Source organism: uncultured Rummeliibacillus sp., from assembly GCF_934216135.1.
In the GTDB taxonomy this organism is placed as follows: Bacteria; Bacillota; Bacilli; order Bacillales_A; family Planococcaceae; genus Rummeliibacillus.
Genome location: NZ_CAKQBI010000003.1, coordinates 102990 through 128033 on the forward strand (window position 1 = coordinate 102990; position 25044 = coordinate 128033).

A 25044-nucleotide genomic window follows, 5' to 3' on the forward strand; every position below is an offset into this window, starting at 1 on the left:
GATTTTAATAGAATAACAAAAGCCTAAGTCTCTTAATGACCTAGGCTTTTCGTTATTTAATATCGAGATTTACAATATGACTTTTAACAATAGATTATGGCTTTAACAATATTTTTCCCGTGCTCTTACGGCTTTCAAGGAAATCATGTGCTTTTGCACCTTCTTCTAGGGGAAAGACAGTAGGGGATTGAAGTTGAAGTTTTCCTGAAATAATCCAATCGAATAATTGTTTGGATCGTTTTTGACGTTCTTCAAATGAAGTAAGGACATTCCACAAATCTCCACCTGTCAGTGTTTTTGAAGTATCCATCAGCATGCGAGGATCTATTGGGGCAGGGTCACCGCCAGACATACCAAAGAATACGACCGTACCGCCTATACGAGTTGCTTGAAAACTATCTTCAAGAGTGGAACCAACGGAATCGTAAACGACATCTGCACCTTTTCCATCTGTGAATTTCATAACAGATTGTGTCCAATCCTCATCATATGTAAAAGCAATATCTGCACCGACTTCTAACGCTTTCTTACCTTTTTCCATTGTAGAAGTTAAGGCAATCACTCTAGCATTATATAATTTTGCAATTTGTACTAAATTTTGTCCAACACCGCCTGATGCTGCATGGATAACTACTGAATCATTTGCTTTCACTTTATAACTATCATTCGTCAAATAGTGAGCTGTTAGTCCTTGAAGAAGGATAGATGCTGCAACGTCGAACGAGATTTCTTCAGGTAATACTATCAACTTTTCAGAAGGTACTGCTACTTGTTCAGCATTTGCAAAAGGTACATCGGCGAATGCTACACGATCTCCGACTTGTACTTGTGATACATTTTTGCCAACTGCCTCAATAATACCTGCACCTTCATAACCAAGTATAAAAGGTGGTTCACCAGCTAAATGATAATTTCCTTTTCTCCTATATATATCAGCAAAGTTTAGCCCAATACTTTTTGTGCGAACTAAGACTTCATTTGGTCGGATTTCAGGGTTTGGAATTTCTGTATATTGCAAAACTGTTGAATCTCCAAATTCATTGAAAACAAGTGCTTTCATATTAAAAACCCCTTTCGCTATTTAGTGCATTATTGTACCACATTCATGTCTGTTTTCTTAGGATTTAGCACTGATGGACAAGAAAAAGTTAAAAACACAAAATTTTTAATAGAAATATCCAATTTATTTTCATGATTTCTTTAATTGTAGAGTGAAAATAGGATATACTATTATAGTTCTAGTTTTAGGTATAAAATAAAGTAGGAACTAAATTTTAAGCGAAAGTTTTATCGGAGGTTTATTATGAATTACAAAATCATTAACAAACAAGTATTTGAACAGGCACAACTACGTTCAATTTCGGATGTACCATTCACTGAAGAGGAAAGCAAAAACGGTATGCAATTAGCTGTTGCTAAAGCAGACGAAACTCTTGCATTGTATATTGTCGATGTAGATGGACAAAAGAAATTCGATGTACGTTGGGATGATTCATCTGAACTTTTCAACGGCTGGTATTCAGCTTGGGATAACTTCACTTGGTGCTTAAACGTAGTCGAAAAGCAAAAATAATTATTACAATTCGAATGGCCGAAAACAAATTCAATTTGTTTTCGGCTTTTTAATTTGATCTAGAAAAGCATTGGAAGAAAGGTTTTTGTTGTCTTTTGTAGAATAGTAAGAGAGTAGTTTAAAACTACGAGGACATTCTAATTACTTCTGGAGCAAAACTTAATTGCAAAATAAAGGGGTTTAGTGCAATGGCATTAACAACTAAAACAATAGAAAAGTTAAGAGTAGATATAAAACATGTTCTAAACCATAAATTGAATTGGCAAATTGAAGAAATAAATTTAATAGGTAGTGGTGTTATAAACGCCGTATTCCTCATTCATGAGAAAAATTTAGGAAGACTTGCAGTAAGAACGCCTTGGAGATTGGAAGAAAATATGATGGATAAGAACTCAAGTGGGATTATCTCATTAAAAAAAGAAGCAGTCATATCCGAGCATTGTCATAAGTATCATATACCCGTACCGAAAATTCATCAGTTGTATTTTAGTAAAGAGATAAACTTTATAGTATCTGATTTTGTAGCAGGAGATGGTCAAGATATTCCTCCCTATGATATAGGGGAACTCATATCTAAAATACATAAAATTCCGTTGCATGGACTATCAATTGCAGATCAAAATGAGCAAAGGTTAAGTAAAATCGTCTCACAAAGAATAACAGAACGCGTTGATTCACTTAACAAACTAATAAATTCTAATTTTATCATTCCTAGCTCACAAGAATTAGAAGAAATTCTGAATACAGCTCAAACAAAGAACAGCTTACTACATCTTGATGTTAGACAACCAAATCTAATAGGCGAAAACGGAATGATTAATGCAATTATTGATTGGGACAATTCATTTATAGGGAATCCAATTATGGAGTTAATGAGGATTTTTGAAACAAAAGAATTAAATGAAGAAGAATTTATAAAGGGATATAAAGATGTAGACATTATCCAAAATACAAATGCAATCATACAATGCATCTATAGACTTGATACGGCTTTAATGCTGTCCATATTATTTACCTCATTTATAAATGATTCCGAGAAAAGAAATTACTATCTAAAGCGAGTCCATAATCTAACAAAAGAAATAACCAATCATTTATAGTAAGTTGTCTTTTGTGTGATTCTTACAAACAAAGTAAAGGGGAATGGATTATTATTAGAAAGATTTTTTATAGTTTCTTGATTTTATGTTTATTAAGTGCATGTTCTCATGAGGGCGTAACTGAGATCGACATTACAGAAGATGATGAAGTTCTTTCTATACAGGATGTAAAGATTCCCAGTGCCATTTTTACCTCTCATAAACAAAATAGTGTAATTGATGAAGAGGAAATGAGATTAAGCATAAAAACCTATCTAGATAGCCATGATGAATTATTAAACGCTAGTGAACCATTTCAAGATGCTATTGATGAAGAAAAGGAATTAACTAAAGAAGAACGAGAGAAATTAGACAAAATTAACAAGCTTATAAAAGAAAATGATGAGAATTTTTCTGACTATATTTTAAATAATACATTACCTGAAGGGTATCTAGAAGAGTCTAAAAGAATCAGCAGATATATTGTTACTGTAAATGAGACCCTTGATGAACTCAATAAGATGCTAGATGATAATGGAGACTTTCCAGAAATAAACGTTGGAGCAATAATTAAAAATTCTAAAATAGCAAATGGGAAGGAACAGAAAAAAATAGAAGACTTCCTTGATGAGAAAAAGATTGATACGAAAGCATTTGGAAGAGAATAGAATGATAAATAACAAATTTTTATTAAGCTACCCAAGTATTTAGAAAAAGATGCGATACTTACCCTTTGGATTTACTTAGTCTAAAGGGCCTTTTTGTATTAAAAACGAAAGCACTATTATAGGTAAATGCAAGAAGACTGTAGCAACTCTTTTTAGAAAGTTAAGCTACAGTCTAGCAAGTAATTAATTTTTCTATTTATTATTTAAAATTGAAAACTTCAGGATTAGCACCATAATGGAAATCCTCATTTAAAGCAGAAATTTTTTCAACATCTTCATCAGTCAATGTAAAATCAAAGATATCTAAATTTTCACGAATACGAGAAGGTGTCATTGATTTTGGAATTGTAATAACATCGTTTTGTAAATCCCATTTTAAAATAACTTGAGCAGTCGATTTGTTATATTTTTCGGCAATTTCAACGAGTGTAGGGTCATTTAGAATTTCTCCATTCATAAGTGGTGACCAAGCCTCTACTTGAATGCCATGTTTTTTACAGTATTCACGAACTTCTACTTGTGTTAAGCGTGGTTGGAATTCGATTTGATTGACGGCAGGTACGATTGTTGTATTTGCTAGTAATTTTTCAAGATGATGTACATGAAAATTACTTACACCAATTGTTTTTACACGTTTACTGTTATAGAGTTCTTCAAGCGCTTTATATACTTCAATGTAATTATCATCTTGACCTGGCCAATGGATAATATATAAATCTAGATAATCTAAACCTAATTTACGAATACTTTCTTCATAAGCAGCAATGGTTTCATCATATGAAAGTCCATCATTCCAGACTTTAGATGTAACAAATAATTCGTCACGCGTTACGATTCCTTCATCAATTGCTTTTTGGATACCACGCCCAACACTTTCTTCATTTCCGTATATATGAGCTGTATCAATATGGCGATAGCCTTCTTTAATAGCCAGCGTCACCATTTCAGCTAGTTCATCACTATCTTTTACTCTAAAAGTACCGTATCCAACAGCTGGAATATGTACACCATTATTTAGTGTTACTGTTTCGTTTGTCATAACAATCATTCCTCCTTTATAGAAACATATTTTACCATGATATGAAAAGAATATCTAAGAATTGAAATGAGATTTGAAGGATAAAAGAATAAAGTCCAATTTCCTGGACAATTTATGGGAAATTAAAATCATATTAGGCGTGTTTTTGGCACATGATAAAAGTAATTGGCTAATTGTTTTCTTTTAAAAATGAACAAGAGGTGTGATTTACTTGAAACGAGATTCAGCTTTTTCCTTTCAAAAGACGACACTTATGCATATCATGGATACAATTGGATTGGGTCTATTTGTAGCAGCATGCGCGTATTTAATATTTAACTGGTCTAGTTTGCCTGCTGAAGTACCCAAATACTTTGGGATGAGCATGGAAATCTTACAGTATGAATCGAAATGGACGTTGTTTTTATTTCCGATGATTACATTTTTGATCATGATTGCACTTCAAATCTTGGAGAAACATCCTGATTGGCACTATTTTCCGATAGATATCAAAAATTCAAATATTGAAAAAGAAGTAAAGCAAAGTGTATTAATGATTTCTTTTATTAAAAATATGAGTAGTTTATTGCTAGCTATTTTGGTATGGGAAACGATTCATATTGCACAAGGGAATAACGCAATATTAGAAGGTGTCATTTGGAGTGTAGTTGCTTCTATTATTATCATTCCTACCTTAATGACTGTTATAGTGGCCTTAAATGAGGAAAAAGATTAAAAATGACTTGATCATTTTTTTTTATAAGATAACTCAACTCTAAATAAACCGAGTCCATTATTATTTGATACTTCATCCACCAATTGCTTTATCTCCGATTTAATATTTTCATTTCCGTTCGTATTATTTAAATAAAGTAATACCGATTTATTTTCATAAGAAAAGATTGAATAGCCAGCAAGTACAGCATCATAACCATGTTGATTTAATGCAATTTTTAAGTCCTCTTCGAAGTTAGAGCTAGTTATTTTCTTCAACATTTCGTCCATATTTCCAGTGTCCTTTTGTGTAGCTACTTTTGTTTCGGCAATCGTGGGAGTTATATTTTCTTTTTCGGAGAAAAAATTAAACAAGTAAGAAAAACAGCTTACTATTAATATAATCGTACCTATTAGAATTATCTTTTTCTTGTTAATCTATATACCTCCTAAACGGTTCCATTAATAATCATATGTATGTATGAATTATGAACAAAATAACAATAAAAGCATTCCGTTTTGCACCCTATTCATTGCTCAATTTTTAAGTCATTGATAAGATAGAATAGATGGTTTATCCACCATTCTTATAGTATTGGAGAATTGAAATGAATATTTTAAAACTTTTATTATTTTACGTAATCATTCTAGGTATTGGCGGGATTTTTACTTGGCTTAATGTTCCAACAACATACTCGCTTCTGTTCTTTATCTTTTTAGCAATCGCTGTAGTGGGTTATTATGCTTATACGATGACTGCGTCTAAAAAGACAAATGCGATTTTACGTCAAGTCCGTTTCCAAAAAAGCAATCCTATATATGCACATATATTAGCGATTAAAGAAGGAACAAAAGAAGATGAAATAGAAGCACTAGATAAACTCATCAAAAAAAATAAAAACAATCATGATGGTCGCATGGATTATGAATTCCAACGCGCAGTTCGTTTAGGTGATTTCGCAGGTGCTAAAAAAATTGCCGATTCCATGAAAAATGGTCCGTTAAAGTCATATAACCAAGCTTATGCAGAAGCACTCGCTGGCAAATATGGAGTTGCACGAAATAAGCCATTTTATCAATCTTGGATGAAACACAGCATAGAAGCAGTGATTGCAAAGAAACAAAACAACAAAGAGCGTTATCAATCAGAAATGGAACAAGCTGTGGAAGAATCTAAAGGAATCCAACGATTGACCAACCAAGTAACTTTAGAAAAAACATTAAAAGAGTGGAAATAACAGCAATATTGTAAGATGAACATGTAAAAGGGATACTATTTTAGGTATCCCTTTTTTGATGGAGTTCGAACAACTCTATTTTTTGTTTAATATTGTTTGACAAAGTACTTTGAAAAATAGATTATTATATTAAAAATTAGTCAATATAGAAACTAGGCGGAAAAATGAAGAAATTTTCAGGATTATTGAAAGACTTGCGGAATTTTTTCTTAACATTCATGATCATGATTTGTTTAGTTATTAGCTTTCGTGCTATCATCTCACCTGAAATTGTCATTGGACATAGTATGGAAAACAGTTTACACGAGGAAGATTATTTATTATCTAATCGGCTCGCATATAGTTACGGAGATCCTAATTATAATGATATCGTGAGTTTTGATGCAGAAATTGTAGCAGGTCATGACTTGTTCATAAAACGAGTAATTGGTTTACCCGGAGATCATATTCAGATTAAAGACAATGTACTTTATCGTAATGGTAAAGAAATCGACGAACCATATATTAAAGAACCAATGGTGACGAAAGATCTTGATGTGAAAGTTGGGGAAAGTGAAATTTTTGTAATGGGGGATAATCGGAATAATTCAATGGATTCCAGAGACTTTGGACCAATCAATTATAAAAAAGAAGTAAAGGCGAAGGTCATGATTCGCCTAAAACCTTTTAACCAGGATTTTAACTATACAAAGTAGTCATTTTGATGAAAACATTATTACTCATTTTAAATTTGGTGTAGAAAATCCATGAATTCTGGAAATACTATAAACAGTTATAATAAAGGAGCTGTTTATATGAAAAAAATCTACATTTTTTTAACGTTAGTGCTTTTGTCAATATTGGTAGTTGGGTGTAAAGGTACTGATGATAATGCAACAAATGTAAGTGAAAACGCACCAGTATCAGAAAGTGGCGCAAATAAGCCAACTGAAGCAGACCAATCTGGTGATAATAATTACTCGTCTGTAAAAGATCCGAATAATATACCATTTGCGTTTTCTGAATTTGATTTGGATGTAGATTATAAAGGAAATCAATCCTTTAAAGTGGAATATGAAAATGAAAAAGATGGAGCAGAAGCATCAGTTAAAAATGATTTGAAAAACCAAAAAATCGAAGGAAATGAAGCATATGCAGAACTTGAACCATTGTTTAAAAAACTAACTTTCACTTCGCAATCAACTGATGAAGATGTAAAAAAAGAAATTTTGTCTGTTTTTAATATTAAAGAAGAATATGTGAAAATTGATCTTGATGTTAAATTTGCTGATGGAGTAGAAAAAGAATATACTTTCCACCCTTAATGACCAATGCCTTAAAAATTGATTCTAAATCAGTTTTTAAGGCATTTTTATTGAATAATGAATGATTCGATTTTGAAAAGGAAATAGTAGGCTTAGTAACTGAAAGGAGCTGTTTCCTTGATAAATAGTAAAAACTATCTGGCTTTAGTATTCATATTATTCATATTGTTAGGTTGTGAAAACAACGAAAATGCTACAAACAAAGAGCAAATGTTAGCTGCTATAGATAATCATTCCGTTAATCTATCTAATAATACAAAGTCATCCAACAACTTTGAAAGTAAAGAACTACAGTTCAAAAAATTTATCTTGAATATCAATTACGAAAATAACCAATCTACCGAAATCGTATACGAAAAGAAATCAATTGGAATAGAAGCCGAAATGATAGATACTCAAACAAGTAAGAAGATCATTGGAAAAGAGGCCTTTTCAAAAATCCAACCATTACTACTTAAACTTAAACTCCATAAAGGAACACCCGCTTCCGATGTAAAGGAAGAACTTATTTCGCTATTTAATATACGAGACGATTATCAAAAAATCGAATTAGAAATAGGATTTACAGATGGATTAGAAAATAAATATGTATTCATCCCCTAACCCACTAAAGCCTTTGTTCTTTGTTTTGAAAAAACGTAAACATGGGCTTTTTTTATTATAATGAATAAATTTCTACTAAATATTTTGAAATTTCTATAAAAAGAGATAAGTATTATTGTATTGAATAATATCGAATAGTATACTACTGATTAATGAACAGAGTACTAGATCTCTGTGTACTAGCATTACTAGACAAAGGTGATATGTAGGAATATGAACTTGTTTAGTTCAGTTTTTCTGTTGTTGAGGCGATTAACAGAAGAAGTTTACTACTTTATCACAAATTTGCAAAGATCCCTTAGAAGGTCTACCAAGAAAACTATCAAATTACTGCACTTGGAGAAAGAATGGATGCATTTTTATTAAAGGGGTTAATGGAACTTATTAAGGAGGATGACTAATGAACGAAAAAAAGTATCTACTAGAGCTTGAAATTGCACTGAAACAACTAAATTCAAAGGAACGAAAAGATATAATACGAGATTTCAAAGACTATTTTGAAAACGGCAAAAAAGAAGGGAAAAGTGTTGAAGAAATCATTTCATCATTTGGTCCTGCCGAAGAAATTGCAACTGAACTATTAAAAGCCTATTCTGAGGAAGAATTTGTTCCAACTGAAGAGCTGAAACCAATTGATACAGAGCAATTTCAGAAAGTGAAAATAATGGCAGATGGCGCAAATGTCATTCTTAAACCTTCTAATGACGATAAATTCTATTATAATATTATAGATTCGAAAGAAAAAACGAATGTCCACGTCAAGAATTTGGATGGTGTACTCCATGTGAATATTGAACGTGAGGGATTTCACCGTAAATTTTGGTTTTTCAAAATTGCTGTAAATGCATTCACTGATGCGACAGTTACATTACAAATACCTGAAAAGTTATACAATCATATAGCTGTTCATAATAATAATGGTTTTATCAAACTAGTAAAATTACAATCAAAAAATGTTAAGCTTGAAACCGATAATGGACGGATTGAATTAGATAACGTTTTAGCCAATGATGGTGAATTTAAAACTGATAATGGGCGGATATGGGGAAGTCAATGTCATTTCACATCACTTTATGCAGAAACAGATAACGGTCGGATCGAGTTTTCAAATAGCAATGTCAATACATCCAAACTCCGTACAGATAACGGTCGGATTGAATTAGAAGCATTAGCTGGAGAAATTGATGCAAGAACGGACAACGGACGGATAGAAATGTACATACCTAAAATTGAACATTCACTTCATTTAGAAACAGATATGGGCCATATTCAATTATCTACCGATCAAGAAATGACAAATGGTAGTATCAGCGCAGAAACGGATATGGGGAAAGTTGAAATTTATGGTCAAAAATCTCGTAAAATCATTTATGGAAACGGTAAACCTAAAGTGAAACTAATAACAGATATGGGGAAAATTATCGTTGGATTAAAATCAGAAATTGCATAATCTCTTCTTAGTAGTAAAAAGCGTATCCAGATTTGGTATACGCTTTTTTTATAAACATGAATAAATACAACATGCAAGAATATAGAATTAAAATGAAACTTAATTTTTACTTAATCGTACTAAAATAAGGATATATTATATTTCAACTTTAATTTACATAAAAGGACGGGATTATGAATGGGATTGATAAAGGCAGGAGTTGGCTCTGCAAAAGGCGTTTTAGAAGATCAATGGCGCGAATATTTTTACTGTGAAGGATTATCCAAAGAAATTTTAGTTACTAAAGGTGTTAAGCGTAAAACAAAACGTGGTTCAAACAAAGGTAACGATAACATCATCACAAATGGCTCTATTATCGCTATCAACGAAGGCCAATGCATGATGATTGTCGAACAAGGAAGAGTTGTTGAAGTTAGTTCAGAACCTGGTGAATATGTATATGATATTTCAACAGAGCCTACTGTATTCTATGAAGGGGATTTTAAAGAGAATATCCTCCAAACATTTAAAGAAATCGGTAAACGTTTTACATTTGGCGGAGAACCACCAAAAGATCAACGTATTTACTTTTTTAATACGAAGGAAATCATGGGTAACAAATACGGAACCCCTAGTCCAGTTCCTTTCCGCGTAATTGACCGCAATATCGGATTAGATATTGATATTTCTATAAGATGTCACGGAGAATATTCTTATCGAATTGTGAATCCGCTCCTTTTTTATAAAAACGTTTGCGGCAATATACAAAGTGAATATCACCGTGACGAAATCGACAGTCAGTTAAAAACAGAGTTAATGACAGCTCTTCAACCAGCATTTGCGAAAATTTCAGCATCTGGAGTACGTTATAGTGAAATTCCAGCACACACGATAGAATTAGCGTCAGCACTAAATGAAGTACTATCAAAAAAATGGCTAGAATCACGAGGAATTGCAGTTGGTACCTTTGGTATTAATTCTGTAAAGGCTTCAGAAGAAGATGAAGCGATGATTAAACAGCTCCAAAGGAATGCAGTATTCAGAAATCCTTCAATGGGCGCTGCACAACTAACAGGTGCTCAAGCAGAAGCGATGATGAAAGCTGCTGAAAATGAAAATGGGGCTCTAGGTGGTTTCATGGGGATGAACATGGCACAACAAGCTGGTGGCGGTAATGCTAGTCAACTTTATCAAATGGCTTCCCAACAAAACCAAACCACTCCACAAGCACCTCAAAATCAGCCATCTGTTGATACATGGAATTGTGCATGTGGTCAAAAGAACACGGGGAAATTCTGTTCGAACTGTGGTACAGCAAAACCGACTGCTGAAGGATGGCATTGTACTTGTGGCACTGTAAACAAAGGTAAATTCTGCTCTAATTGTGGTACAAAGAAACCGCAAGGAACACCGACCTATATTTGCGATAAATGTGGTTGGAAACCAGCTGACCCGACCAACCCACCAAAATTCTGCCCAGAATGTGGAGATCCATTTGATGACCAAGATAAGCAATAGGAGGGTAGAAGCATGTCCGAACAATTGAAAAAGGCAAAAATTGATTTTGATGCGGAATGTCCTTCTTGCGGAGCATCCATCGAGTTTAATCCGGAAAACGGTAAGCTAACATGCCCCTATTGTGGTCATGAAACAGAGATAGCAAAACCAGAAGACCAGAAAGAACAAGTTGCGCAAGAAATGGATTTTTATACAGCTGAAAAACGAGGGAATTTTGACTGGGGAGTTGAAAAGAAAACTGTTAGTTGTAGTGAATGTGGTTCAGAAACAGTTTATGATGCACTACAAGTAGCAGACACATGCCCTTATTGCGGTTCTCATCAAGTTATGGAAGCCTCAACGGTTAATACACTCGCACCAAATGGTGTTTGTACTTTTCAAATTACAGATAAGGAAGCAGGCGTAAACTTTCATAAGTGGTTAAAGAGAAGAATCTTTACACCACGTGCAGCAAAAATAAGTGCAAAACCAAATGCCTTTAAAGGAGTCTACCTACCCTATTGGACATTTGATACGAAAACAGGCTCTCATTATACGGCAAGTTATGGGATAGACCGAGTCATTAAAGAAAAAGATGGAGAAACGAGAATCGAAACCGATTGGTATATGACTTCAGGTTTTTACCAAGAATTTATAGACGATCAACTAGTCAGTGCATCAACACGTTATGACCATGATATGTTGCGAAAAATCGAACCATTTAACTTATTAGACAATAAATCCTATCAACCAGAATATGTATCTGGATTTTTAGCAGAGCGTTATAGTATAGGTTTACAAGATGGTTGGAATATTGCCCAACAAGACATTCATGACCATATTCGTTCCCAAATTGCATCTAAAGTTCGCTTTGAGTGTGGCGCAGACCATGTAAGGAATGTTCAATTTTCAACAACTTATGATAATATTACGTACAAATATCTTATGTTGCCTATTTGGCTATCATCTTTCCAATATAAAAGCAAAGTTTATCAGTTTATGGTAAATGGGCAAACGGGTAAAGTAGGCGGAAAAGCACCTATTTCACCAATACGTGTAGCCATTGCTGTGATGCTTGCGGGTGTAATGATTGCGATTTTTGCCTATTTCTATGGGGACTCGGAACAGGCTTTAAATGTCATAACATCTATTATGAGCTATTAAATTATATAAAAAAGATAGTAAAAAGCCTCGTCGTAAAAAGACAAGGCTTTTTACTATTTATAGGTCACCGCAGTTCCAGTAGCGACGCACATGAACATTCCATCATAAATAGGAGAAGTTGAAACATCAACGTCTATTAATGCGTTTGCACCAATATTTCTCGCAAGCTGCTTCACCCCATCTAATGTCAATTGCTGTGTTTCTTTCATTTTAACTTCATAAGCAGTACAATGGCCGCCCATAACATCGGTTAAAGAGTTTAAAGATTCTCGAATAATATTAACTCCTATGATTGTTTCACTACTTAAAGTCCCATGATAAGACTCAATTGTTTTACCTTCAATCGTATTCGAAAAAGAGACTAGCAAATGAATCATCTCCTTCATATGGAATAATTGTATTAGTTAATTGTATTTAACTTGATTAGAAAACATGAAAGCGATTTTTTAAACAGGGAGTTTCAAAAGTGAATACTAATTAAGAAACAAGTAATTATAAAAAATTATTAACACTTCCCACTTTCTTGCATATATTAATATATAAGAATATAATTATATAGTAAATTAATTAAAAGAGGTGATATGATGAATCAGCTATTAATCATGGAAAAGCAATTAAAAGCAGTTAGTGATGCTAACCGATTAAAATTGTTAGCGAGTTTAAAGAACGGCGAGGTCTGTGTATGTGATTTAGTTGAAATCTTACAAGTTTCTCAGCCAGCTGTTAGCCAACAACTACGTAAATTAAAGGAGGCTGACATTATCTTAGAAAGAAAAAAAGGGACTTGGAAGCACTATAGATTAAATGATATTCAAGCACCTTATATCCAAACAATCATCGATGAGTTGGAGCCTATCTCAATACACAATTGTGCTTGTACTATTGAAGAAGGTGAGGTTTAACATGGAAAAACCATTAACAAAACAGTTATCATTTCTCGATCGTTATCTAACATTATGGATTTTTCTTGCAATGGGTTTAGGTATTTTACTAAGTATTATAGTTCCTGATTTTAAGGATACATTAGATAAACTATCCGTCGGTACTACATCAATTCCGATTGCAATTGGCCTTATTGTTATGCTTTATCCTCCACTTGCTAAAGTGAAATATGAAGAAATGTGGAGAGTATTTAAAGATTGGAAGATATTATTACTTTCTTTATTACAGAACTGGCTTTTAGGGCCATTTTTAATGTTCTTCTTAGCCATTATTTTTCTACATAATTATCCAGAATATATGGCAGGGCTTATCTTGATTGGTTTAGCACGTTGTATTGCGATGGTTATCGTATGGAATGATCTAGCACGAGGCGATAGCGAATATGTAGCTGGCTTAGTTGCTTTTAACTCCGTGTTCCAAATTCTATTCTATTCAACTTTTGCTTACTTCTTCTTGAATGTGATGCCTGGTTGGTTTGGTATGGAAAACTTATCTGTTTCAATCTCTATGTGGGAAATCACCAAAAGTGTTCTGATTTATTTAGGCATTCCTTTTGCAGCAGGGATTCTCACACGTGTTATTGGGATTAAACTTAAGGGAAAAGATTGGTATCAAGAAAAATTTATCCCTAAAATATCTCCACTTACTCTAATTGCTTTGTTGTTTACAATCATCATGATGTTCTCATTAAAGGGAGATAAAATTGTTGCTCTACCATTAGACGTATTACGTATTGCAATCCCATTATTGATATACTTCTTAATTATGTTTATTGTTTCATTCTTTGCATCGAAAAAAGCGGGTGCAAGTTATCCAGTAACAGCAGCACTCTCTTTCACAGCTGCTAGTAACAACTTTGAATTAGCGATTGCTGTGGCCGTAGCTGTATTTGGTATTAATAGTGGCGAAGCATTCGCAGCAGTTATTGGACCATTAGTTGAAGTGCCTGTCTTAATAGCACTTGTAGGAGTGGCACTAAGATGGCAGAAGAAATACTTTAAAATTAGGTTGTAAAGGAATATTATTCTAGGAAGTTTCTGCTATCGGTAATCATATTAAAGAATAAGCTAAGATTTTTACATTCATATAAATTGCTTATGTAAGGAGCGGGAAAGATGAAAAAAATTGAAATCTATGACCCAGCAATGTGCTGTGATAGTGGTGTATGTGGACCATCTATTGATCCCGAATTATTGCGTGTTTCATTTATTGTAAAAAACCTTGAAAACAAAAACTATCCAATTACACGCCATAATCTATCAAGTGACCCACAAGCATTTGTCGACAACTCAGAAGTAAATGAAATGCTTACTTCTGTTGGAGTAAATGAGCTACCTTATGTATTTTTGGATGATAAGTTGATGATGACAAATCGTTATCCAACAAATGAAGAGGTTGCAAAATGGACTGGGTTAGAAATCTCAGAATTAACTAAAAAGCCGAAAGTACGATTATCTCTCCATACAAAAGGTGGCGGTCTATAATGGAACGCTTTACAAAATCACATTATCCTAAGTCCAAATATGTATTTTTTACTGGAAAAGGTGGTGTGGGTAAAACTTCTGTTGCAAGCAGCTTAGCTTATTCAGTTGCTAATGATCAAAAACGAGTTTTATTAATTAGTACTGACCCAGCCAGTAATTTACAAGATATTTTCAATCAGCCTTTAACGAATGAACCTTCCTTGATTCAAGGTACGACGTCGTTATATGCATTAAATTTAGATCCTGTGCAAGCTGCAAATGATTATAAGGAACAAGTAATAGCTCCTTATAGAGGGAAATTACCCGATGTAGCCATTCAATCTATGGAGGAGCAAATGTCAGGAGCCTGTACTGTTGAAATTGCAGCTTTCAATCAATTCTCAGCACTCTTAACAGATCAAAAGGTTCAAGAAGAATTTGACATCATTATTTTTGATACAGCCCCTACTGGTCACACTTTGCGCTTACTACAACTTCCAATGGCCTGGAGTGGATTTTTAGCTGATAATTCATCTGGAGCATCTTGTCTAGGACCTCTAGCTGGATTAGAAGGGAAAAAGCAAATGTACAAAAAGGCAGTTGACGTTTTATCAAATGCCGATCTAACTACATTAATACTTGTTACACGTCCTGATACTAATCCGTTAAAAGAGGCTGCAAGAGCATCAAAAGAACTTTCAGATATTGGAATTGAAAATCAACAGCTAATAATTAATGGATTACTAGAGGTTCCTGATTCAGAAGATGCTTATGCTAGTGCTTTCTATAAGCGTCAACGTTCAGCTATGGAAAATATGCCTGTAGAATTATCAAATTTACCTACCTATACCTTGCCGCTCGTTCCATACACCATTACATCATTAAATCGAATGGGTGCTTGGTTCAATAATATAGACATCAATGAAAGCTTACCTGATATTACAAGTGAGGATTATTCACCCCATTCATTATCGATTCATCAGTTAATCGAGGAGATTATGGAAGATTCGAAACGTATTATTTTTACAATGGGAAAAGGTGGCGTTGGTAAAACCACAGTCGCAACACTTGTCGCTTTAGGACTTGCAGAAAAAGGTGAGCGCGTTCATTTAACAACAACAGATCCTGCTGCACACATTAAGTGGGTATTAGGAGATAATAAGCCAGCAACATTAACGATTAGTAATATTGATCCGAACACAGTTTTGGAATCTTATAAAAAAGAAGTATTACAAAAAGCATGTGAGTCAATGGATGAGGATGGGCTTGCCTTTATACGAGAAGATTTAGAATCTCCTTGTACGGAAGAAATCGCTGTATTTAGAGCGTTTGCTGAAGTTATTGAATCCCACCCCGATGAAATTATCGTAATAGATACGGCTCCTACTGGTCATACCTTGTTGTTACTTGATTCTACGGAGAGCTATCATAAGGAAATAAGTCGTACTTCAGGTGAGGTTCCAATTGCTATACAGCATTTGTTACCTACATTGAGAGATAAAGATAAGACATCGATACTTATTACAACATTACCTGAGGCAACACCTGTTTATGAAGCAGCTCGTTTACAAAATGATTTAAAACGTGCGGGATTAAATGTTTCCCATTGGATTGTCAACCAATCATTTATCAATATAAAGACAGTAAATCCTTTACTATCTCAAAAGGCAAAACATGAAGTTAAATGGTTAGAGAAAATCAATACTTTATCAAATAATCATACTGTCATAATCCCTTGGAGTCTTAAAGAACCAACAGGATTAGATGGATTACACACATTATTGGAGGAAAAATAAAATGAAAATGACTGAAAATGCAAAACAATATATCTTAAGTGCGATGAAAGAAAATAATGCTGATACACTTCGCTTTTATGGAGTTGCTGGATGTTGTGGTATGAATCTAGCTGTTGGACTCGTGCCAGCTGAAGAAGGCGATCAAATCGAAAAAGTAAACGATGTTAATATTGCAATCATGCCTGAAATGGCCCAAGAGTTACAAAATGTAACGATTAATGTAGAAGAACAAGATGGAGAAATGGGTTTAGTATTAGAGGGCTACGCACCAAGTTGCGGTTGCTAAGGATATAAGATGACAGTTAATCATGCTAGCACATTATCGGTAGATTATTTTATACGTTATTTGGAGCTTGTGATGAATGCAAGGCAATTTTCTTTAAAAGAAGCAAGTCAATATATGACTGAACAATTTTTTCGAGGTAACCCTAATTTATATGGAGAAAACACCGCCTTACATTTTAAGAAAGCAATAGAGCAAATAGAAAAGAAGGGGTATTAAATGAAAGAAATTAAACTGTTTAATATAACAAAGCAATCATCTTGCTGTGGGGCAGAATCTACTACGACTTCATGTTGTTCATCAGAAACAGTAAATGAAACATCTTGCTGTTCTTCTCCTGAAGTTAAGATGACAGAAGCGACTAACCCAATACAATTTAATTTGGATTTACCAGTTGCTATTATCGGTGCTGGTCCTATTGGTCTTGCAGCAGCTGCAAATTTAGCAATACAAAAAGTACCATTTATCGTTTTAGAGTCAGGTCAACAAGTAGCTGAAAATATTCGTAAATGGCAACATGTGCATTTGTTTAGTCCTTGGCAATACGATATAGATAAAGCTGCACGCAAGTTATTAGAAGAAACGTATTGGCAATCACCTCAGGATGATCTCTTACCAACAGGTAAAGAATTAATAGATCAATATTTAAAACCATTAAGCGAATTACCTGTATTAAAAGAATCCATTCGTTACAATTCAAAAGTTGTATCTATTGCTCGTAAAGAAAACGATAAAATGAAATCATTAAATCGTGAAAAACAACCATTTGAAATCTATGTAGAACGCAATCATGGTGTAGAGATAATAGAAGCTCGTGCCGTTATTGATGCAACTGGAACTTGGGAAAATCCTAATCCAGCAACATCGAATGGTGTTTGGCTTGCTTCTGAAAAAGAATGCCAAGATCATATTGAATATGGAATACCAAATGTTAAGGAAAATACAAATCACTATGCAAATAAGACAATTACTGTAATTGGTGGTGGACATTCAGCTATTAATACATTATTAGAATTAGCCGAACTTCAAATCGAATATCCACAAACAAAATTACTATGGATTCTTCGTAAAAAACATGTAGCAGATGCTTTCGGAGGAGAAGAAAAGGATGCATTAGAAGCTCGTGGTGCATTAGGTACTAAAATCCATTCATTAGTCGATTCAGGTAAAGTTAAAGTCTATACACCATTTTATACAATGCAAGTCAAAGCATTAAACGAACAATTGGAGCTTGTAGGACGTTATCATGATGAAATCATTTCTATAAAGGAAATTGATGAGTTAATCGTTAATACTGGTAATCGCCCGGACTTTTCAATTGAGCAAGAACTCCGATTATCTATTGACCCAGCTACAGAAAGCGTAGAAGCACTTGCACCACTCATCGATCCAAACGTTCACAGTTGTGGTACAGTTCGACCTCACGGAGAAGCAATTCTTCGTCAACCTGAACAAGGATTGTATATTGTTGGGATGAAGAGTTATGGACGTGCACCTACTTTCTTAATGGCAACTGGGTATGAACAAGTACGCTCGATTACAGCTTATCTTGCAGGAGATATAGAAGCTTCAAAACGTGTCGAGCTTGATTTACCTGAAACTGGTGTATGTAGTACTAACCTAAATAATACAGGGGCATCATGTTGTTAAAGTAAATATGTAAATAGTTATGTTAAGTATCAAGTCGCTATATCAATACCAACAAAAAAGAGCTTGGGGCATCCAAGCTCTTTTTACTATACTGAAGTTACTCTAGGTCTAAAAATACACAAACTATTAAGAAATCAATTGAAAAATGGAGCAGTTAGTCTTTTAGTAATTTATTATTCCATCACATTTCTAGTAAACAATTGTTTATTTGTATGAACAATGATACTTATGATCGCAAACAATAGCCCCGAAATAACGAATACGACTCTAATCCCAAACAAATCTGGTATCATTCCCATAACAAGAGAACTCACGCCGAAAATCCCAGTTCCAATCGCACCTAATGATGTATAAACAGTTGCCAACCGTTCTTTTGAAACACTAGTTTGAATAACGGATTGTTGAGGAATATTCTTGATTTGCCCGAAAATACCTGTACAGAGCGCTAAAAGTAAGGCAATGATTGGACTACTATTTAGACCAAATAAGATGATGACGAAGAAACTGGCGAATGAACCGACAAATATAAAAGTTCCTAATCTCTTTTCAACAAAAGAGGAAAATTTAATACAATAAATACTCCCTAAAATCATACCTATAAAGAATGCTCCGTTGATAAATCCCCACCATTTCTCATCGACGTTCAAAGCATCGTTGACAAACACATATAAAATGGCAGCAATCCAAACCGTTCCTGCAATTGTTTCCAGAAAGTCGATCCAAGCAATCTTTCTTAATACAGGTGTATTAGATAAAGTTTTCCATCCTTCACTAATCTGTTCTAGAACTCCTTTTTGCTCAATTGGTTTATGATGTACACTTTCTAAAAGGCACATTAGGATACTTGCAATGACGAATAAACATCCAACTAACCAAACAAGTTGCTGAGAACTCATCACAAGTAGAAATAAGCTTCCTATGAACCACATAACTGCTTGTATAACCTGCGTTACAGTATCAGTCATTCCATTAGCTCGAATTAGATGTTCTGGTTTAACATAGTATGGGATTAATGTTTGTATAATCGGATTTGCGCAACCATCAAAAAAAGCAATCAATCCTATTATTATAAAGATTAAATAGTAATTAGATGCCGTAATATGCAGTAACAATATACCTAAAATAACAAGTAAAATCGTTTTTCCAATCTGCGAACAAGCCAACAACCATTTCAGATTTACTTTTCCAACTAGAATAGGTGTCAGTAGACTAGATATAAACATAGAAGTAGTAATCGTAAATGGTACAAGTGATGATGTAGTTGCAGAGCCCGTTAAAACAAAAATCGTACTTATAATACTAACCATATATAATACATCGCCTATATTAGCGATTGACTGACCTAAAAGTAATAAAGAAAAATTTCTATTAACTTTCATGGATATATCCCCCGATATTATTAATTCAATTCAAGAATAAGAGGGAATATTAAATTGGACTAATCATTAAAATTTAGCTCCTTTTCTAGCGGATAAATCTGGGGGATATAGATTTATCACAAATTGTTTAACCTTATCTTTTGTATCAATTAGTTTAATTAGATTACTTAATTCCATAAGCATTTTTGTTAAATAAGAAATCACTTCTTTAAATATAATATCACAAAATTAATAATTTTCTTATAATAAATGTTGCATCACAATTTTACCTTACTTAGATAAAACAGCAGTACATACTGAACGAAATAGGAGGATTTAAATGGGGGAGCATATTGAAATTAGAGAGATGTTAGATACAGATTGGCCAATGGTGAAGAAAATTTATGTAGAAGGAATTGCTACAGGAAATGCAACATTTCAGACTGAAGTACCAACTTTTGAAGAGTGGACTACATCACATCATCCTACATGTAGAATGGTTGCTGTAAACAAAAAGAATGTAGTTGGATGGATTGCCATAAGCCCAGTATCTAAGCGAGTTGTATATAAAGGTGTTGGAGAAGTTAGTATCTATGTGTCCACAAAAGTAAAAAACAAAGGAATAGGAACTTTATTACTTTTAAAATTGATAGAGGAAAGTGAAAAACACGGATTTTGGACTTTACAATCTTCAATTTTCAAAGAAAACATAGCAAGTATAAAATTGCATAAAAACCAAGGATTCCGAGAAGTGGGGTTTCGTGAAAAGATTGCGCAACATAATGGTATGTGGAGAGATGTTTTGTTATTAGAACGTAGAAGTAAAAAGGTCAATTGAGTTAAAAAAGATATTATGACGAACCATCTAGCTTTAGTTACGAATTCGATTCATTACATTAAAAATAAAAAACCACCCGCAACGAGGAGAGTGCGGGTGGCGATATCGAAAGTCATTGTCGAGGAGATCGAGTTCCTTTCATGACGTTCTGCTAGTGAGCATGTGCATTTTCATGCGCAATTTTAATCTCTTCTTCTAAATGGTGATGCTGTTCTGGACTATATTCTTTTTCCATTTTGGCAACGACAACTGTTGCAACTGAATTACCGATGATGTTCGTTATTGCACGAGCTTCAGACATGAAGCGGTCAACACCGATTAGTAAAGCAATACCTTCAACAGGAATCATTGGGAATGCAGCTAATGTTGCTGCCAACGTGATAAATCCTGAACCAGTTACCCCTGCAGCACCTTTAGAGGTAATCATTAAAATCCCTAATAAGTAGATTTGTTGCCATAGGGATAGGTCAACATTGTAAGCTTGTGCGATAAACATAGCAGCCATTGATAAGTAAATAGATGTACCATCTAAGTTGAAAGAATATCCGGTCGGAACAACTAGTCCAACTACTTGTTTTGAACAGCCGAATTTTTCAAGCTTCTTCATAATTAATGGTAAGGCTGATTCCGAAGAAGATGTTCCTAATACTAGGAACAATTCATCTTTAATATAATTGATGAATTTTAAAATATTAAAGCCAAAGAATTTTGCGATTAAACCAAGTACCACGATAACAAAAAGTGCCATTGTCGTATAGACACCAAGCATTAGTTTACCTAGAGACCATAATGATGATAACCCGAAGTTACCAATTGTAAATGACATAGCGCCAAATGCACCGATAGGAGAAAGCTTCATAACCATATTAATGATTTTAAAGAAGATTTCTGAAACTTGTTCGCAAAGTTTAATCACTGGTTTTACTGGTTCACCAATTGATGCAGCGGCTACCCCAAATAGAATTGCGCAGAATAGTACTGGCAATAATTCGCCGTTTGCAAGAGATCCAAAAAAGTTATCTGGAATAATGTTTGTGATAAATGCTACAAAACCATGATTTGATTCGGCAGCTTGTTTAGTGAACTGAGTAACTGCACCAGCATTAGCTGAAGATGTATCTAAACCCCTACCTGGTTGAATAATGTGAACAACAACTAAACCGATTGCTAATGCAATGGAAGAAACTATTTCAAAATAGATCAGTGCTTTCCCACCGATTGTGCCAACTTTCTTCAAATTCCCCATGCCACCGATTCCGGTAACAACTGTTAAGAAAATAATTGGAGCGATTAACATTTTGATTAATTTAATGAAAATGTCCGCTAATACTTTTAGTTGAGCAGCGAAGCTAGGGAATAATACACCAACAATAATCCCTAAAATAATTGCACAAATAACTTGTACGGTTAAGTTTTTAAAATTAATTCTCATATCCATTCCTTCTTTGTGTGTGATGTGTTTCTTCGTTGTTATCGCTTACAAAATTATCATACTCCTATAATTCTCAAATCTATTATTATGGTTATAAAACTCTTTTTGGTCATTTTGGTCTTAAAAGTTATATAGGCTTTAAATTGTCGAGTAAATTCAGTCATATCAAGCTATAAGAAAAAGCCGAGAATAAATTCCCGACTTAAAAATTTTTTCATTATTTAATCAATTAAACTCATTTTGTACTAAAACAGTATACTTAATGATTTAGCTCTGTTTGAATTTCTTTTAAAAATGTTGCGCCAACATGATTTTTATATAGCGAATAAAGTGGCTTGAATTTAAGCTTCCATTTATTTTGTTCTGCAACAGACAATGTATTTATTTTAATATGATCTTGTTTTTTTAACTTTTCTAAATCATTCGAGTTCATTTCTTTCGCCATTTGAAAATTCCACTCAGTTGCTTCTTTCATCGCATCCAACACATCTTCTTGAAGATTTTGGGGAAGACTGTTCCAAAAGTCTTCATTCATTAAAACTGAATAACCTAATAAGCCATGATTCGTTAATGTAATGTTATTTTGGACTTTATAAAATCCTTTCGAATAAATATTCGATAACGTATTTTCTTGTGCATCAATTTCATGGTTTTCAATTTCCGTATATAATTCATCAAATGATGTATTCACTGATTTTGCACCAAGTAATTCAAATTGCGTTTGTAATACTTTACTTGGCATAGCACGTACTTTTATATTCTTAAAATCTTCTAATCTTACTAAAGGCTTTTCTTCCGAAATCATTTGTTTAAAGCCATTGTTCCAAAATGCTAATCCTTTTATATTTACGTGATTCAACTGGTTAAGTAATTGTTCGCCTATACGCCCATTTAATACGTTTTCTACCTCTTCATCCGTATGGAATAAGTAAGGTAAGTCTAATACTTCCCAAGAAGGAATCGTTTTTGTCATCTTAGAAAAGGTAGGAGCAATCATTTGAACATCATTATTCTGTAATGCTTTTAACTCATTATTATCATTATAAAGCATGCCATTAGGATAAATAACGACATGTATTCGTCCATTCGATTTTTGCTCTAAAAGCTCAGCAAATTTAATAGCTGCTTGACCTTTCGGCGTATCCTCTGCCACTACATGGCTAAAATTGATCACGATTTGCTTATTTAAGCCTTGTTGTTCTTCATCCACCGGTAACGTTGAATTTTGCCAAAATTGCTGACTATAACCGATATAGCTAAGAAGCAGCACAATTGTTAAAATGGCGGTTGTTATATAAACTTTCATGCAATCACCAACATTCTGACATTTTCTTTCTATTCTAACATAATTGCAAATGTTACAATATTTATATACTAACAGATTGGAGGACGAGCGGTGAAACGAAAGCAACATCTGTCTATGAACGGCAAAATTATGTCGCTCACCTTCTTCATCATTGTGTTTTCATTTTTAGTTGCAGGGATATTTGTAATTGGGAATATTTTATCCACTAAAGAAAAGGAACTTGGAAATCAAGCTATGCTGATTGCTAGAACAGTCGCAAAGCTTCCAGAAGTTCAACATGAATTACTATCAGATAAAAAGCCTCAAGAACAAGCAAAAACCATTAATGAAACAATTGAAGGCATTCGTATTATAAACAAAGCAGATTATATTGTTGTGCTAAATATGGACCATATTCGTTTGTCACACCCTGTTAAAGATTTAATAGGCAAAAAGTCAAAAACAAACGATGAAAATGCAGCTTTTACCGAGCATTATTATTTGTCAAAGGCAAAAGGTGAGGTAGGTACGACAATTCGAGCTTTTGTCCCGATTATGGATGCTAAACACAAGCAAATAGGTGTCGTCATTGTAGGCTACAACTTACCAAGTATTTTCGAAATTTTGTATGGGATTCGAAAAGAAATTTTAGTTGCTACATTATTGTCCCTCCTATTTGGTGCATGGGGCGCATGGATCCTTGGACGTAATATGAAGAAGCAAATGTTTGATCTAGAGCCACATGAAATTGCCAAAATGTATACAGAACGGACAGAAACGTTCAACGCTATGCATGAAGGAATCATTACGATTGATAATGAGTTTACAGTTACTATATTCAATACAAAGGCAAAACAAATTTTAGGGGTTACAGAAGACAATTTAGTCGGTAAGAAAATATATGATATTTTACCTGATACACGACTACCGGAAATTCTCGATTATAATATCCCTATCTATAACAAAGAGCTCTTGATCAATCAGCATACGATTATGAGTAACCGGGTACCAATTGAAGTTGATGGTAAAACGGTAGGAGCGATTGCAATCTTCCAAGACCGTACAGAAGTAAAGAAGTTAGCGGAAGAGCTTACAGGCGTGAAAGAATTTGTACAAGCTTTACGTATTCAAAATCACGAGCATAAAAATAAGATTCATACAATCGCTGGACTCTTGCAATTAGGTCATTATCAACAGGCGCTTAACTATATTGAAGAAGTAAAAGATAAACAAGAAGAAATAGCAAACTTCTTAAATGATCGTATTAAAAACCAAAATATATCCGGTTTGTTGTTAAGTAAGATCAATCACGGGAAAGAATTAGGAATTAGCGTTGAAATTGATATGAATAGTCAACTAACTTATTTACCGGAGCAGTTAGATTTTAATGATTTTGTTGTTATTATCGGGAACTTAATTGAAAATGCTTTTGATGCATTGCAATTAGCTAAAAAAGACGAAAAGAAAGTAATGATTAGTATCGATCAGGATGATGAAACTTTATCCGTTTTAGTGGAAGATAACGGTGTCGGTATGTCACAAGAAGTAATTGAACGTATCTTTGATAACGGTTATACAACAAAAAGAAATGAGAATCACGGTATTGGCCTTTATTTAATACAAGATATCGTAAAAAAATTTGACGGTACGATAGACGTTACAAGTACACCTGGAGAAGGAACAAGTATTTATGTTACATTTTATGTATAA

Annotated in this window: 27 protein-coding genes; 20 read left to right on the plus strand and 7 right to left on the minus strand. The window is 33.7% G+C overall.

The genetic code is table 11. The annotated features are described in order from the left end of the window. Window positions 1–94 precede the first annotated feature (94 nt). On the minus strand, window positions 95–1060 hold the full coding sequence (locus tag Q0977_RS03270; protein WP_124218536.1) for a quinone oxidoreductase: 966 nt from the start codon (window positions 1058–1060) through the stop codon (window positions 95–97). 243 nt (window positions 1061–1303) lie between these two features. Here Q0977_RS03270 and Q0977_RS03275 point away from each other — a divergent pair, with 243 nt between their 5' ends. From Q0977_RS03275 to Q0977_RS03285, 3 genes are all read left to right on the plus strand, one after another. After that, window positions 1304–1573 (plus strand): hypothetical protein, encoded by a 270-nt coding sequence (locus Q0977_RS03275; RefSeq protein WP_124218535.1) that lies wholly within the window; start codon window positions 1304–1306, stop codon window positions 1571–1573. Window positions 1574–1761: 188 nt separating this feature from the next. Then, window positions 1762–2673: a phosphotransferase family protein gene (locus Q0977_RS03280; protein WP_299510576.1), complete on the plus strand. Its 912-nt coding sequence runs from the start codon at window positions 1762–1764 to the stop codon at window positions 2671–2673. A gap of 11 nt (window positions 2674–2684) precedes the next feature. Next, entirely contained in the window at window positions 2685–3320 is a 636-nt protein-coding gene (locus Q0977_RS03285; RefSeq protein WP_299510578.1) for an NDxxF motif lipoprotein, read from the plus strand. A gap of 199 nt (window positions 3321–3519) precedes the next feature. On the opposite strand, the gene Q0977_RS03290 is transcribed toward Q0977_RS03285, so the two are convergent. Further along, a complete protein-coding gene (locus tag Q0977_RS03290; protein ID WP_299510580.1) occupies window positions 3520–4368 on the minus strand; it encodes an aldo/keto reductase in 849 nt (282 codons plus the stop codon). 202 nt (window positions 4369–4570) lie between these two features. Between Q0977_RS03290 and Q0977_RS03295 the strand changes: the two genes are divergently transcribed. Then, window positions 4571–5074: a DUF1648 domain-containing protein gene (locus Q0977_RS03295; protein WP_119415883.1), complete on the plus strand. Its 504-nt coding sequence runs from the start codon at window positions 4571–4573 to the stop codon at window positions 5072–5074. 11 nt (window positions 5075–5085) lie between these two features. Here Q0977_RS03295 and Q0977_RS03300 read toward each other — a convergent pair whose 3' ends face one another. Beyond that, the gene (locus tag Q0977_RS03300; RefSeq protein ID WP_299510584.1) at window positions 5086–5427 is read right to left on the minus strand and encodes a hypothetical protein; all 342 of its coding nucleotides are present in this window, start codon (window positions 5425–5427) and stop codon (window positions 5086–5088) included. 233 nt (window positions 5428–5660) lie between these two features. Between Q0977_RS03300 and Q0977_RS03305 the strand changes: the two genes are divergently transcribed. The 7 genes from Q0977_RS03305 (at window position 5661) to Q0977_RS03335 (ending at window position 12287) form a co-directional block, all read left to right on the plus strand. After that, window positions 5661–6290, plus strand: a complete 630-nt coding sequence (locus Q0977_RS03305; protein ID WP_119415885.1) for a hypothetical protein — start codon at window positions 5661–5663, stop codon at window positions 6288–6290. Between the two features lie 164 nt (window positions 6291–6454). Continuing rightward, complete coding sequence (gene lepB, locus Q0977_RS03310; protein ID WP_119415886.1) at window positions 6455–6985, plus strand: signal peptidase I; 531 nt, start codon at window positions 6455–6457, stop codon at window positions 6983–6985. Window positions 6986–7084: 99 nt separating this feature from the next. Then, on the plus strand, window positions 7085–7594 hold the full coding sequence (locus tag Q0977_RS03315; protein ID WP_299510588.1) for a YusW family protein: 510 nt from the start codon (window positions 7085–7087) through the stop codon (window positions 7592–7594). 117 nt (window positions 7595–7711) lie between these two features. Further along, window positions 7712–8197 carry a YusW family protein gene (locus Q0977_RS03320; RefSeq protein ID WP_119415888.1) on the plus strand — a complete coding sequence of 162 codons (486 nt, stop codon included), beginning with the start codon at window positions 7712–7714 and terminating at the stop codon, window positions 8195–8197. A gap of 400 nt (window positions 8198–8597) precedes the next feature. Next, the gene (locus tag Q0977_RS03325) at window positions 8598–9647 is read left to right on the plus strand and encodes a DUF4097 family beta strand repeat-containing protein (protein WP_299510593.1); all 1050 of its coding nucleotides are present in this window, start codon (window positions 8598–8600) and stop codon (window positions 9645–9647) included. Between the two features lie 177 nt (window positions 9648–9824). Then, on the plus strand, window positions 9825–11144 hold the full coding sequence (locus tag Q0977_RS03330) for an SPFH domain-containing protein (protein WP_299510595.1): 1320 nt from the start codon (window positions 9825–9827) through the stop codon (window positions 11142–11144). A gap of 12 nt (window positions 11145–11156) precedes the next feature. Further along, on the plus strand, window positions 11157–12287 hold the full coding sequence (locus Q0977_RS03335; RefSeq protein WP_119415891.1) for a hypothetical protein: 1131 nt from the start codon (window positions 11157–11159) through the stop codon (window positions 12285–12287). A gap of 53 nt (window positions 12288–12340) precedes the next feature. Here the strand turns inward: Q0977_RS03335 and Q0977_RS03340 are convergent, their stop codons facing one another. Further along, the gene (locus Q0977_RS03340) at window positions 12341–12655 is read right to left on the minus strand and encodes a YbjQ family protein (RefSeq protein WP_299510598.1); all 315 of its coding nucleotides are present in this window, start codon (window positions 12653–12655) and stop codon (window positions 12341–12343) included. A gap of 213 nt (window positions 12656–12868) precedes the next feature. Between Q0977_RS03340 and Q0977_RS03345 the strand changes: the two genes are divergently transcribed. The 7 genes from Q0977_RS03345 (at window position 12869) to Q0977_RS03375 (ending at window position 18421) form a co-directional block, all read left to right on the plus strand. Continuing rightward, entirely contained in the window at window positions 12869–13189 is a 321-nt protein-coding gene (locus Q0977_RS03345) for a metalloregulator ArsR/SmtB family transcription factor (RefSeq protein WP_119415893.1), read from the plus strand. Between the two features lies 1 nt (window position 13190). Continuing rightward, a complete protein-coding gene (arsB, locus tag Q0977_RS03350) occupies window positions 13191–14243 on the plus strand; it encodes an ACR3 family arsenite efflux transporter (RefSeq protein WP_299510601.1) in 1053 nt (350 codons plus the stop codon). 101 nt (window positions 14244–14344) lie between these two features. After that, on the plus strand, window positions 14345–14713 hold the full coding sequence (arsD, locus tag Q0977_RS03355; protein WP_119415895.1) for an arsenite efflux transporter metallochaperone ArsD: 369 nt from the start codon (window positions 14345–14347) through the stop codon (window positions 14711–14713). After that, window positions 14713–16488, plus strand: coding sequence for an arsenical pump-driving ATPase (arsA, locus tag Q0977_RS03360; RefSeq protein ID WP_299510603.1), 1776 nt, complete (start codon window positions 14713–14715; stop codon window positions 16486–16488). The genes arsD and arsA overlap by 1 nt, the downstream gene beginning before the upstream one ends. Window position 16489: 1 nt before the next feature. Then, window positions 16490–16774 (plus strand): Fe-S cluster assembly protein HesB, encoded by a 285-nt coding sequence (locus tag Q0977_RS03365; RefSeq protein WP_299510605.1) that lies wholly within the window; start codon window positions 16490–16492, stop codon window positions 16772–16774. Window positions 16775–16783: 9 nt separating this feature from the next. After that, complete coding sequence (locus Q0977_RS03370) at window positions 16784–16990, plus strand: hypothetical protein (RefSeq protein ID WP_124217565.1); 207 nt, start codon at window positions 16784–16786, stop codon at window positions 16988–16990. A gap of 129 nt (window positions 16991–17119) precedes the next feature. Continuing rightward, the gene (locus Q0977_RS03375; protein ID WP_299510731.1) at window positions 17120–18421 is read left to right on the plus strand and encodes an NAD(P)-binding domain-containing protein; all 1302 of its coding nucleotides are present in this window, start codon (window positions 17120–17122) and stop codon (window positions 18419–18421) included. Window positions 18422–18594: 173 nt separating this feature from the next. Here the strand turns inward: Q0977_RS03375 and Q0977_RS03380 are convergent, their stop codons facing one another. Then, window positions 18595–19800 (minus strand): MFS transporter, encoded by a 1206-nt coding sequence (locus Q0977_RS03380; protein ID WP_299510610.1) that lies wholly within the window; start codon window positions 19798–19800, stop codon window positions 18595–18597. Between the two features lie 319 nt (window positions 19801–20119). Here Q0977_RS03380 and Q0977_RS03385 point away from each other — a divergent pair, with 319 nt between their 5' ends. Next, on the plus strand, window positions 20120–20617 hold the full coding sequence (locus Q0977_RS03385; protein ID WP_119415901.1) for a GNAT family N-acetyltransferase: 498 nt from the start codon (window positions 20120–20122) through the stop codon (window positions 20615–20617). 151 nt (window positions 20618–20768) lie between these two features. Here the strand turns inward: Q0977_RS03385 and Q0977_RS03390 are convergent, their stop codons facing one another. Both Q0977_RS03390 and Q0977_RS03395 read right to left on the minus strand, forming a co-directional pair. Continuing rightward, window positions 20769–22049 carry a dicarboxylate/amino acid:cation symporter gene (locus Q0977_RS03390; protein WP_119415902.1) on the minus strand — a complete coding sequence of 427 codons (1281 nt, stop codon included), beginning with the start codon at window positions 22047–22049 and terminating at the stop codon, window positions 20769–20771. Between the two features lie 259 nt (window positions 22050–22308). Further along, window positions 22309–23355: a DctP family TRAP transporter solute-binding subunit gene (locus Q0977_RS03395; protein WP_299510615.1), complete on the minus strand. Its 1047-nt coding sequence runs from the start codon at window positions 23353–23355 to the stop codon at window positions 22309–22311. Window positions 23356–23469: 114 nt separating this feature from the next. Here Q0977_RS03395 and Q0977_RS03400 point away from each other — a divergent pair, with 114 nt between their 5' ends. Continuing rightward, entirely contained in the window at window positions 23470–25044 is a 1575-nt protein-coding gene (locus tag Q0977_RS03400) for a sensor histidine kinase (RefSeq protein ID WP_299510733.1), read from the plus strand.

Bases quoted from the DNA above. Each gene is read 5' to 3' on its own strand.
- Q0977_RS03330 (WP_299510595.1), top strand. From the start codon at position 9,825: ATGGGATTGATAAAGGCAGGAGTTGGCTCTGCAAAAGGCGTTTTAGAA.
- Q0977_RS03370 (WP_124217565.1), top strand. From the start codon at position 16,784: ATGACAGTTAATCATGCTAGCACATTATCGGTAGATTATTTTATACGT.
- Q0977_RS03325 (WP_299510593.1), top strand. From the start codon at position 8,598: ATGAACGAAAAAAAGTATCTACTAGAGCTTGAAATTGCACTGAAACAA.
- Q0977_RS03380 (WP_299510610.1), bottom strand. From the start codon at position 19,800: ATGAAAGTTAATAGAAATTTTTCTTTATTACTTTTAGGTCAGTCAATC.
- Q0977_RS03385 (WP_119415901.1), top strand. From the start codon at position 20,120: ATGGGGGAGCATATTGAAATTAGAGAGATGTTAGATACAGATTGGCCA.
- Q0977_RS03270 (WP_124218536.1), bottom strand. From the start codon at position 1,060: ATGAAAGCACTTGTTTTCAATGAATTTGGAGATTCAACAGTTTTGCAA.
- Q0977_RS03390 (WP_119415902.1), bottom strand. From the start codon at position 22,049: ATGAGAATTAATTTTAAAAACTTAACCGTACAAGTTATTTGTGCAATT.
- Q0977_RS03365 (WP_299510605.1), top strand. From the start codon at position 16,490: ATGAAAATGACTGAAAATGCAAAACAATATATCTTAAGTGCGATGAAA.
- Q0977_RS03315 (WP_299510588.1), top strand. From the start codon at position 7,085: ATGAAAAAAATCTACATTTTTTTAACGTTAGTGCTTTTGTCAATATTG.
- Q0977_RS03345 (WP_119415893.1), top strand. From the start codon at position 12,869: ATGATGAATCAGCTATTAATCATGGAAAAGCAATTAAAAGCAGTTAGT.
- Q0977_RS03395 (WP_299510615.1), bottom strand. From the start codon at position 23,355: ATGAAAGTTTATATAACAACCGCCATTTTAACAATTGTGCTGCTTCTT.
- arsB (WP_299510601.1), top strand. From the start codon at position 13,191: ATGGAAAAACCATTAACAAAACAGTTATCATTTCTCGATCGTTATCTA.
- Q0977_RS03305 (WP_119415885.1), top strand. From the start codon at position 5,661: ATGAATATTTTAAAACTTTTATTATTTTACGTAATCATTCTAGGTATT.
- Q0977_RS03335 (WP_119415891.1), top strand. From the start codon at position 11,157: ATGTCCGAACAATTGAAAAAGGCAAAAATTGATTTTGATGCGGAATGT.
- Q0977_RS03280 (WP_299510576.1), top strand. From the start codon at position 1,762: ATGGCATTAACAACTAAAACAATAGAAAAGTTAAGAGTAGATATAAAA.
- Q0977_RS03275 (WP_124218535.1), top strand. From the start codon at position 1,304: ATGAATTACAAAATCATTAACAAACAAGTATTTGAACAGGCACAACTA.
- Q0977_RS03290 (WP_299510580.1), bottom strand. From the start codon at position 4,368: ATGATTGTTATGACAAACGAAACAGTAACACTAAATAATGGTGTACAT.
- Q0977_RS03375 (WP_299510731.1), top strand. From the start codon at position 17,120: ATGACAGAAGCGACTAACCCAATACAATTTAATTTGGATTTACCAGTT.
- Q0977_RS03400 (WP_299510733.1), top strand. From the start codon at position 23,470: ATGAACGGCAAAATTATGTCGCTCACCTTCTTCATCATTGTGTTTTCA.
- lepB (WP_119415886.1), top strand. From the start codon at position 6,455: ATGAAGAAATTTTCAGGATTATTGAAAGACTTGCGGAATTTTTTCTTA.
- arsA (WP_299510603.1), top strand. From the start codon at position 14,713: ATGGAACGCTTTACAAAATCACATTATCCTAAGTCCAAATATGTATTT.
- arsD (WP_119415895.1), top strand. From the start codon at position 14,345: ATGAAAAAAATTGAAATCTATGACCCAGCAATGTGCTGTGATAGTGGT.